The organism is Cellvibrio sp. (assembly GCF_053579595.1).
Map to the genome: position 1 here is coordinate 1 of NZ_JBRFPI010000181.1, position 8,876 is coordinate 8,876.

The 8,876-nt window shown below is 47.7% G+C and carries 9 protein-coding genes; all 9 read left to right on the forward strand.

Features of this window, described 5'->3' with window-relative positions; genetic code table 11:
• A partial coding sequence (locus tag ACWA6V_RS12220; protein ID WP_449522749.1) for a chromosome segregation SMC family protein occupies positions 1–715 on the forward strand: 715 nt, incomplete at its 5' end.
• A gap of 29 nt (positions 716–744) precedes the next feature.
• Complete coding sequence (zipA, locus tag ACWA6V_RS12225; protein WP_449522750.1) at positions 745–1,965, forward strand: cell division protein ZipA; 1,221 nt, start codon at positions 745–747, stop codon at positions 1,963–1,965.
• A gap of 110 nt (positions 1,966–2,075) precedes the next feature.
• A complete protein-coding gene (gene ligA / locus ACWA6V_RS12230) occupies positions 2,076–4,130 on the forward strand; it encodes an NAD-dependent DNA ligase LigA (protein ID WP_449522751.1) in 2,055 nt (684 codons plus the stop codon).
• On the forward strand, positions 4,131–4,742 hold the full coding sequence (locus ACWA6V_RS12235; protein WP_449522752.1) for a transglycosylase SLT domain-containing protein: 612 nt from the start codon (positions 4,131–4,133) through the stop codon (positions 4,740–4,742). It begins immediately after the preceding gene.
• Between the two features lie 49 nt (positions 4,743–4,791).
• Positions 4,792–5,217: a hypothetical protein gene (locus tag ACWA6V_RS12240; protein WP_449522753.1), complete on the forward strand. Its 426-nt coding sequence runs from the start codon at positions 4,792–4,794 to the stop codon at positions 5,215–5,217.
• A 26-nt stretch (positions 5,218–5,243) separates the two neighbouring features.
• Positions 5,244–6,221: a porphobilinogen synthase gene (hemB, locus tag ACWA6V_RS12245; RefSeq protein ID WP_449522754.1), complete on the forward strand. Its 978-nt coding sequence runs from the start codon at positions 5,244–5,246 to the stop codon at positions 6,219–6,221.
• A gap of 24 nt (positions 6,222–6,245) precedes the next feature.
• Positions 6,246–6,617: a DUF3012 domain-containing protein gene (locus ACWA6V_RS12250; protein WP_449522755.1), complete on the forward strand. Its 372-nt coding sequence runs from the start codon at positions 6,246–6,248 to the stop codon at positions 6,615–6,617.
• 42 nt (positions 6,618–6,659) lie between these two features.
• A complete protein-coding gene (locus tag ACWA6V_RS12255; RefSeq protein ID WP_449522756.1) occupies positions 6,660–8,168 on the forward strand; it encodes a Wadjet anti-phage system protein JetA family protein in 1,509 nt (502 codons plus the stop codon).
• Positions 8,161–8,876 (forward strand): DUF4194 domain-containing protein (locus ACWA6V_RS12260; protein WP_449522757.1); only part of this gene is annotated, 716 nt, incomplete at its 3' end. The genes ACWA6V_RS12255 and ACWA6V_RS12260, both read left to right, overlap by 8 nt.

Sequence of the window (8,876 nt, forward strand, 5' to 3'; positions counted from 1 at the left end):
AGAATTAAATCTGGATATCATTTTGGCAGAGATGCCAGAAGGTACCGAAGTAAAACCACTAGAAGAAGAATTGGAAAGCCTCGCGGGGAAAATCTCCCGCCTCGGCCCGATTAACCTGGCGGCAATTGACGAATATAAAACAGAGTCCGAACGCAAAAATTATCTCGATGCACAAAATGCTGATTTGATGGAAGCGCTTGAGACTCTGGAAAATGCGATTAAACGCATTGACCGCGAAACCCGTACACGCTTTAAAGAAACCTTTGACCAGGTCAACAAAAGTTTGCAGGAATTATTCCCCAAAGTATTTGGTGGTGGTCACGCCTATCTTGAATTGACTGGCGAAGAGCTGCTCGATACTGGTATTACCATTATGGCGCGCCCACCGGGCAAGCGTAACAGCACTATTCATTTATTGTCTGGTGGTGAAAAAGCCTTGACGGCGATTGCGTTAGTGTTTTCGATTTTCCGTTTGAATCCGGCACCCTTCTGCATGCTCGATGAAGTTGATGCTCCACTCGATGACGCCAATGTTGGGCGTTACGCGCGTATGGTTGAAGAGATGTCGGCACAAGTGCAGTTTATTTACATCACGCACAATAAAAATGCGATGGAAATGGCACACCAATTGTTAGGCGTTACCATGCACGAGCCAGGTGTTTCGCGTTTGGTCACAGTAGATGTGGACGAAGCCGCAGAATTGGCTGCGGTTTAAACATTGAACTAATTAATACGGATAACCTTATGTGGAAAGATTGGGTCATCATTGTTGGTTTTTTACTGATTCTGCTGATATTAGCGGATGGGATCAGACGCAAGCGCAATGAGCGCAATGGCAATATTAAAGTGTCGCGCTCGCTCAAGAAAAGTTTAAAACAACAAGCGGAATACGAGGACGAATCTCCTGCGGAAGCCCCTAGCTATACTAGCGAATTGCCGAATGGCGGTGCACGGGTTGTTGGTCAGCGAGATCCTTCTGCGCGTATCCCTAGTATTGAAAAAAAACCAAAAGCCAAATTTTATTTGGAGAAGCATCAACAACCTGAGCTTGCAGCTTCTTCATCAAGCCTGCGCGCACAGCGCGAGCCGCAGCAAACCAGTTTAAATCTCGGTCAGTCGGTTCCGATGTTGATGGAATCAGTTGATCAAGTCAAAGCTCAATCTGCTGTCACGAATGAGCGTATTGAGCCGAGTTTTTCTGCTTCGCGCGATGATGAAGATCTCGATGACGATTACGATGATCGACAGGATGAAGATTATGAAGGCGGAGATTATGAGCGCGACGATCGTCCCTACACCGGGGAGCTGGATGACGACGAGGGGCGCGATGTCCTTGCTGAAGATGAAAGCGATTACGAAGATGAGCAAGATTTGAATCCGGACGAAGATGAAGGATTTGAAGATGACGAATACAGTCATGAAGAAGAATATGACGAGGATGATTCTGAAGAAGATTACGAAAGCGATGAGCCTCAATCTTCATCAGCAGCGCAAAACAATTTTGCGGAAAAACAACCCGCAGAACCTGAAGAAGTATTAATCATCAACGTCATGGCGCACAAAGGCGAAATGTTTAACGGTGCTGATTTGCTTGATATCGTTTTGCAGTGCGGTATGCGCTATGGCAGCATGGATATTTTCCATCGCCACAGCGATACCAAAGGCGAGGGTGCATTGCTCTTCAGTATGGCCAACATGGTTAAGCCAGGTACTTTTGATCTGGATGCAATGGATGAGTTTGAAACGCCCGGCGTCAGTTTGTTTATGACTTTGCCGATTAATGCCGATTCCATGCAGTCATTTGATTTGATGGCTGACACGGCGCGCGCCATCGCCGAGACCTTAAATGGCGAATTAAAGGATGAACAGCGTAGCGTCATGACGCGGCAAACACTGGATCATTGTCGCGAGCGCATTCGCAATTTCGAACGTATGCGTTTATTCCGTCGCCCAGCACCGCGTTAATTCGCAGCCATCTTTGGTCATTAATCCTGCACAGGGACGTGTAAGAAAACTGCACGCTAAGGCATGAATCGCGCATCGCCCCAAGCCCGAATCATCAGGTAATTTAATTCATGTCTACTCTCTCCTTATTCGATGATTTGCCGTCTCAGGTTGCCAAAGAAATTGCTGATTTGCGCAAACAGCTCCAGCATCACAATTATCGGTATTACGCGCTTGATGATCCACAGATTACGGATGCTGAATACGATCGCTTGATGCAGCGACTGCGTGAACTCGAAGCCCAGTGTCCTGAATCTGTCACACCTGACTCACCGACGCAACGTGTTGGTGCTACTCCTTTATCAGCATTCCAAACGGTTGTGCATGAAATGCCTATGCTGTCATTGGACAATGCTTTCAGTGACGATGATTTACTCGCGTTTAACCAGCGTGTGCAGGACAGATTAAAAAGTGCAGAAGATATTGAATACGCCTGTGAATTGAAGCTCGATGGTATTGCTGTGAGCTTGTTATATCGCGATGGTTTATTGGTGCGCGGTGCAACCCGTGGTGATGGTACTAATGGTGAGGATATTACGCAGAATGTGCGCACTATTAATTCCATTCCATTGCGCTTGCTGGGCAGTGGTTATCCTGCTGTGCTGGAAGTGCGCGGTGAAATTTATATGCCCAAGGCCGGTTTTAACGCGCTGAATGAAAAAGCACGTGCGGCAGGCGAAAAATTATTTGTAAATCCGCGTAACGCGGCGGCTGGCTCCTTGCGTCAGTTGGATTCGCGTATTACCGCAAGTCGTCCGCTGGAAATGTGTGCCTATAGTGTGGGTTGGGTTGATGGCGGTGAATTACCCGAAACCCACAGCGGTATTTTGGAGGCGTTGAAAACCTGGGGATTTTTAACCAACCGCGAAACCCGCGTTGCTCAAAACATTCAAGAGGCGATGGAATTTTATCGTCGTATCGGCGAAAAGCGTGATGCACTGGCTTACGATATTGATGGCATAGTCTTTAAAGTGAATTTGCGTCAGCTACAGGATACGCTGGGTTTTATTTCGCGCGCGCCGCGCTGGGCCATCGCCTACAAATTTCCAGCGCAAGAGGAATCGACAATTTTACTCGACGTCGAATTCCAGGTGGGCAGAACCGGCGCGGTTACTCCCGTTGCGCGATTGCAGCCGGTGTTTGTGGGCGGTGTTACTGTTTCCAACGCAACCCTGCACAACCGCGATGAAATTAATCGCCTTGGAATAAAAATTGGCGATACGGTTATCGTGCGTCGCGCGGGCGATGTGATTCCACAAATTGTGCAAGTCGTTGAGAGTAAGCGCCCGCTTGATACACGCGATATTCTTTTCCCTGAACATTGTCCGGTGTGTAATTCCCCTGTAGAAACAGTGGCCGATGAAGCGGTTGCCCGTTGTTCCGGTGGTTTGGTGTGCGCAGCGCAACGCAAAGAAGCGATTAAACATTTTGCATCGCGCAAAGCAATGAATGTAGAAGGGCTTGGCGATAAGTTGGTTGAACAACTGGTCGATTTGGGCTTAGTCAATAATCTCTCTGATATCTATTCGCTGACTCGCGAACAATTGTCCGCTATGGAACGCATGGGGGATAAGTCGGCGGATAATATTCTTGCGGCATTGGAAAACTCAAAAAAAACCACCTTGGCCAAATTTATTTATGCGCTGGGAATTCGCGAAGTCGGTGAGTCGACTGCGCGCAATTTTGCCAACTACTTTGGTACTTTTGACGCTATGGCTGCTGCGGGTCAAGAAACGTTGCAATTGGTACCCGATGTCGGCCCGGTCGTTGCGCATTTTGTCGCTGAATTTTTTAAACAGGAATCCAATCGCGATGCGGTTGCTGCACTACGCGCTGCGGGAATTCACTGGGATGACATTGAAGTTGCAAGCCCTGACGCCTTGCCTTTAAACGGGCTGACCTATGTATTGACCGGCACGCTAGAGGCTTTATCACGCGACGATGCCAAGGCGCATTTGCTCGCATTAGGAGCAAAAGTGGCAGGCAGTGTTTCTACCAAAACCGATTATGTTGTCGCGGGTCCGGGTGCTGGCTCCAAACTCGCCAAGGCAGAGGAGTTGGGTTTAAAAGTAATGGACGAGGCAGGGTTGCTTGTGTTGTTGCGTGAACACGGGCGGCAGATATAAATGATCTATTCAGCTTGTAAATGTATTGTGTTGGCTTTGCTCCTTGCGCTTGCAGGTTGCTCGAGCTTGCCACCGGCGAACCCCAATAATATTTGCGATATTTTTGACGATAAACCCTCTTGGTATAAAGATTCCAAAAAAGCCGAAAAACGCTGGGGATCTTCGGTACCGGTTATGATGTCGATCATGTATCAGGAATCCCAGTTCAAGCACAATGCACGGCCGGCGCGCACAAAAATTTTGTGGGTGATTCCAGGGCCTCGCCCGAGTGATGCATACGGTTATCCGCAAGCCAAAGACGATGTGTGGGATGAGTATCAGGATCAAAGTGGTAACGGATGGTCGCGGCGCGATAATTTTGGCGATGCGATTGATTTCATTGGCTGGTACAACAGGCAAAGCCAGAAACGCAGCAGAATTGGATTGACTGATAGTTACAACCTTTATCTGGCGTATCACGAAGGGCATGGCGGTTATAATCGCGCAACATATCGTAAAAAAGATTGGCTAATGAATACCGCGCGCAAAGTAGAAGATCGCTCGCAACAATACGAATATCAGCTGCGCAACTGTGAAGAGCGTTTTAAAGGCAGTTGGTGGTGGCCGTTTTAATGTAGTTTGAATGAAATCCTGTTAGTCGATAACCAATATCGGAGTGGGTATGGATCAAGAATCAATTGTTTATGGTTGTATTAAGGATGTATCCCCATCTATGGTGGAATCTGAGCGTATTCGGATAAACCGTGAGGCGATGTTGTCGCTACCGCACGCAGATGAGTGGCCCTTTTTAAGTCAGGAAATGTTTTCAATTCCGAGTGTGGATTCACCATTTTTTAATTATCAAACCGAAGTTATGCACTTCGGGGCATCTTACAAAGCTGTGGAATACGAATGGGATCAATGGATCGCACAATTTGAATCCCTGCTTAGCCGTATGTATTGGGTTTCTGCCACTGTGCATTTGGAAACTGAATTGTCTGGCACCCACACCTTTACTTGGGAAGCGAATGGCAATTTCCACAAGCCTGGTTCGGGCGATATGCGTGTACGCTGCGAATGGAGCCATGAAGGTTCGCTGAGTATTTAAATTATTTTTTTATCAGGCATTTATTTATGCAAATTCCTTTAACGACACCGGACTTTCGTTTTCGTCGCCTGCGTAAAACCGCTGCATTGCGCGAGCTGGTACGCGAAACCCATTTGCGCATGAGCGATTTTATTCTGCCGATTTTTATCGAAGAGGGAATCACCGCGCCCGTCGCCATTAAATCTATGCCCGATGTGTATCGCTATCCGGAAGATCAGCTTGCAGACATCGTAACGCGTGCCTGGGGCAAAGGGATCAAGGCCGTCATTTTATTTGGTGTCTCCACACACAAAGATGAAGAAGGTTCCGATACCTGGTGCGAGCACGGTTTGCTCGCGCGCATGATCCGCACCGCAAAACAAGCGCAACCGGAAATGCTGGTCATTAGCGACAATTGTTTTTGTGAATACACGGATCATGGTCACTGCGGCGTGGTTGCGCATGACGATGTTGATAACGATGAAACGCTGATCAATTTACAAAAACAAGTGGTGCTTGCTGCGCAAGCGGGTGTGGATATGATCGCCCCATCAGGAATGATGGATGGCATGATCAGCGCCATCCGTGAAGCGCTGGACACTGCTGGTTTTACGCATATTCCGGTGATGTCTTACTCCACTAAATTTGCCTCCGCATTTTACGGGCCCTTTAGGGATGCGGTTGATAGCAGTTTTAAAGGTACGCGCAATACTTATCAAATGGACCCTGCCAATGCCCGTGAAGCGCTTGCTGAATCCATGCAGGATGAAGCTGAGGGTGCGGATATTCTTATGGTTAAACCCGGCATTGCTTATCTTGATGTGCTGGCGCATATCCGCGCGAATTCTGCGCGTCCACTTGCGGTTTATCATGTGAGTGGCGAATACGCCATGATCAAAGCCGGTGCGGCGGCGGGTGTAATTGATGAGAAAGCCATAGTGCTGGAAACCATGACCGCATTTAAACGTGCGGGCGCTGATTTAATTATTACTTACTATGCAGAAAAGCTGGCTGAATGGCTATAAATTATTTTGACAGGTGTTGTGTAAATGATGACTTTTTTTCGTGAACAAAAATTACTTACTGCTTTGTTATTAGGCAGTTTGTTAGTGCTCTTGCTGGGTGTTGGTTTAATCATCTATTCAAATAATGCAGCCAAAGAAGCAGCACAAGCAGAAGCAACTTTGCAGCGCCTGAATGTGATTGCCAATAGCGCGAGTGAGGAGTTGCAAAAAACGGTTGTGTACTCCGATGTACCTATTACCGATGTAAAACCGGAAGATTCTGTTGCGAAAGTATCGGCATTAAATGGCCGTATTCCGGAAGAAGGCAGCGCTGATTGGTGCGAGGTAATGATGGTTAAAGATGCCAAAGACTGGACCAAAGAAGAGCAGTCACTGTTTGCCAAAAACTGCATTTAATGTTGTTATCTATTTGCCGCTTTATTTTTGTGAAACTTCCTGATGTTTTTTAGCGATTCCCGCCAGCACTTTTTTAATCCACTCACGGGTAAATACCGTGAGCTGGTGGCGGAGTGCCTGCGCCTGTTATACCAACGCCTGTATACCGATTTGCGCGATTATGGCCACGCCATGAACCGCGAACAATTGGTGGATATTTTTAAAGAGGCGATTGCCCGCGCGCCTATTCTTGATGCCGATGTCAGTGATCCAGATGATACTAGCGAAGGTCGCTTTAAAACCCAGCGCGATCTTGCCAGTTTTATTATCAATCGCCTGATTGAAAATGGTTGGTTGGAAAAGCAAGTCGACGAGACCAGCTTGCAAAGCAGTTATGGGTTTAGCCGCATGGGGCGTTTGTTTACCCAGCCCTTTGCTGACAATGATGCCAACCAATTCCGCACGCGCAACCGCAATACGCGTAATACCCGCAATAGTCTGCAAGCCTTTTACGATCAGGGCGAAATTAATGATTTGCTCGATGCATACGAATATTCTGAGCGTATTATCAGCGATTTCACTGATGTAATTGCCGAGCTGGAAGAGCGCAAACGCCAGTTGGTGCGCGAGGTTGAGTCGCGTCAATTAATCCAACAGGCGAGCGATGAATTTTTTGATTTTATGGAGACGGTGTTTAAGCCGGATCTGGAAGTGCGTTTATCGGCCGATAGCGTAGAAAAATATCGCGACCAAATTTCTGACATTATCACCAAGATTCGCCGCAAGCGTAAATACGGTTTGGGCGATGCAGAAACTGCTGCAAAAGATTGGCGCACAGTAATGGAAATCCGTTTGCGCAAAGCCTTGCCGCAAAAAGTGGTGCCCGGTATTTCGCTGTTGGAAACCCTACTGCAAACGATTGATTCACGGTTGAAAAATGCCTGCGACATTATGTTGCCGGCATTGCGCCGTGCGCTCAATACCTTTACCCAGCGCGCCGATATTATCATTCGCCAGCTCAGTTACATTAATAGCCGCGGGCAAGATGATTTGATGGATATCTATCGCTCGCTCGGCAATTTAACCGCAGAACCGCAAGATCAGGTATTGCTGGAGCAGGGCGAAGCGATTGCCAGTATCCAGATGGGATTTATTGATCCCGCCCAAATTCAATTGCGTGCGCCGCGCAATATCCAGATTGTGCGCTCCATGCTTGATGAAGATAAAGCCCTTGATGCAGAAGCGCAGAAAGCGCTCTTTGTACAGCAAGCATTGGATAAAGCATTTATTTTGCAATCCAGCAGCCTGCGCGATTACGTGCACACAGCCTTGGTACAAAAAGGGCAAATTAAAAGCAGTGAGCTGCAAGCGAAAAACATGCAGGAGCTGCTGAATTTATCCCATGCTATTGAAGTGGGCGCTGCGGCTAACTTGTCATCCCGTTATCGTTTCGCGATTACTCAAAACGCCGATTGGCTGCACGCGCAGCCCTTGGTCAATAACGATAAATATTTTAAACAGCGCGACGAGTTTGTGATTAGCTTGATCGACGATGGTGTAGAACATGAGTGATCAATTAAGTTCGTTGCTGCAAGAGCAGCTTGAAAAGCATAACCTGAGTTTGGATAACTGGCGTGAACTTGTGCAACGCTTGTTGGATTACGGTGTGCTCTGCCGCGATGACAGTCAGGTAGAAGCAGAGCTTTATGACCGCTTTGTGCGCATCCATGAACTGGTGAATGATTATCTCGGTTTGATGGGTGTTCGATTCCAACACGATAGCCATTTCCGTTTTGTGCGCATATTGCCGCCCGGTGCGCGTTTACCGGGTATGGATGATGAAAGTGACGAGCCATTTAACGCCGGATTGCGCAGCCGCTTGAACCAACACGAAGTTGCCTTGGTTCTGGTGTTGCGGGCCGAATATGACAAAGCCTTGCGCGAAGGCAGTATCGACGAGCAAGGTTGCGCCACCTTATCGCTGGAAGCCATTGCCATGGCGATGAAAAGTTTACTCCGCCGCAGCTTGCCGGAAAATCTGGGCGAGCGTCGCCAGACATTCAAACGTTTGCGGCAGTTGCGTTTGATTAATTTTTTTGCTGAGTCTGATATTGATTCCAGTGAAAGCTGGATCAAAATTCGCCCGCTGATTATCAACCTAGTGAATAACGAATGGCTGGAACAAATCCGCAATCATCTTGCTGAAAACTTGTTGCTGGTTGATGAAGAAACCGATGGGCAAGAGCAAGATGAATCTGCAGAACCCAAAGCGCGTAAATC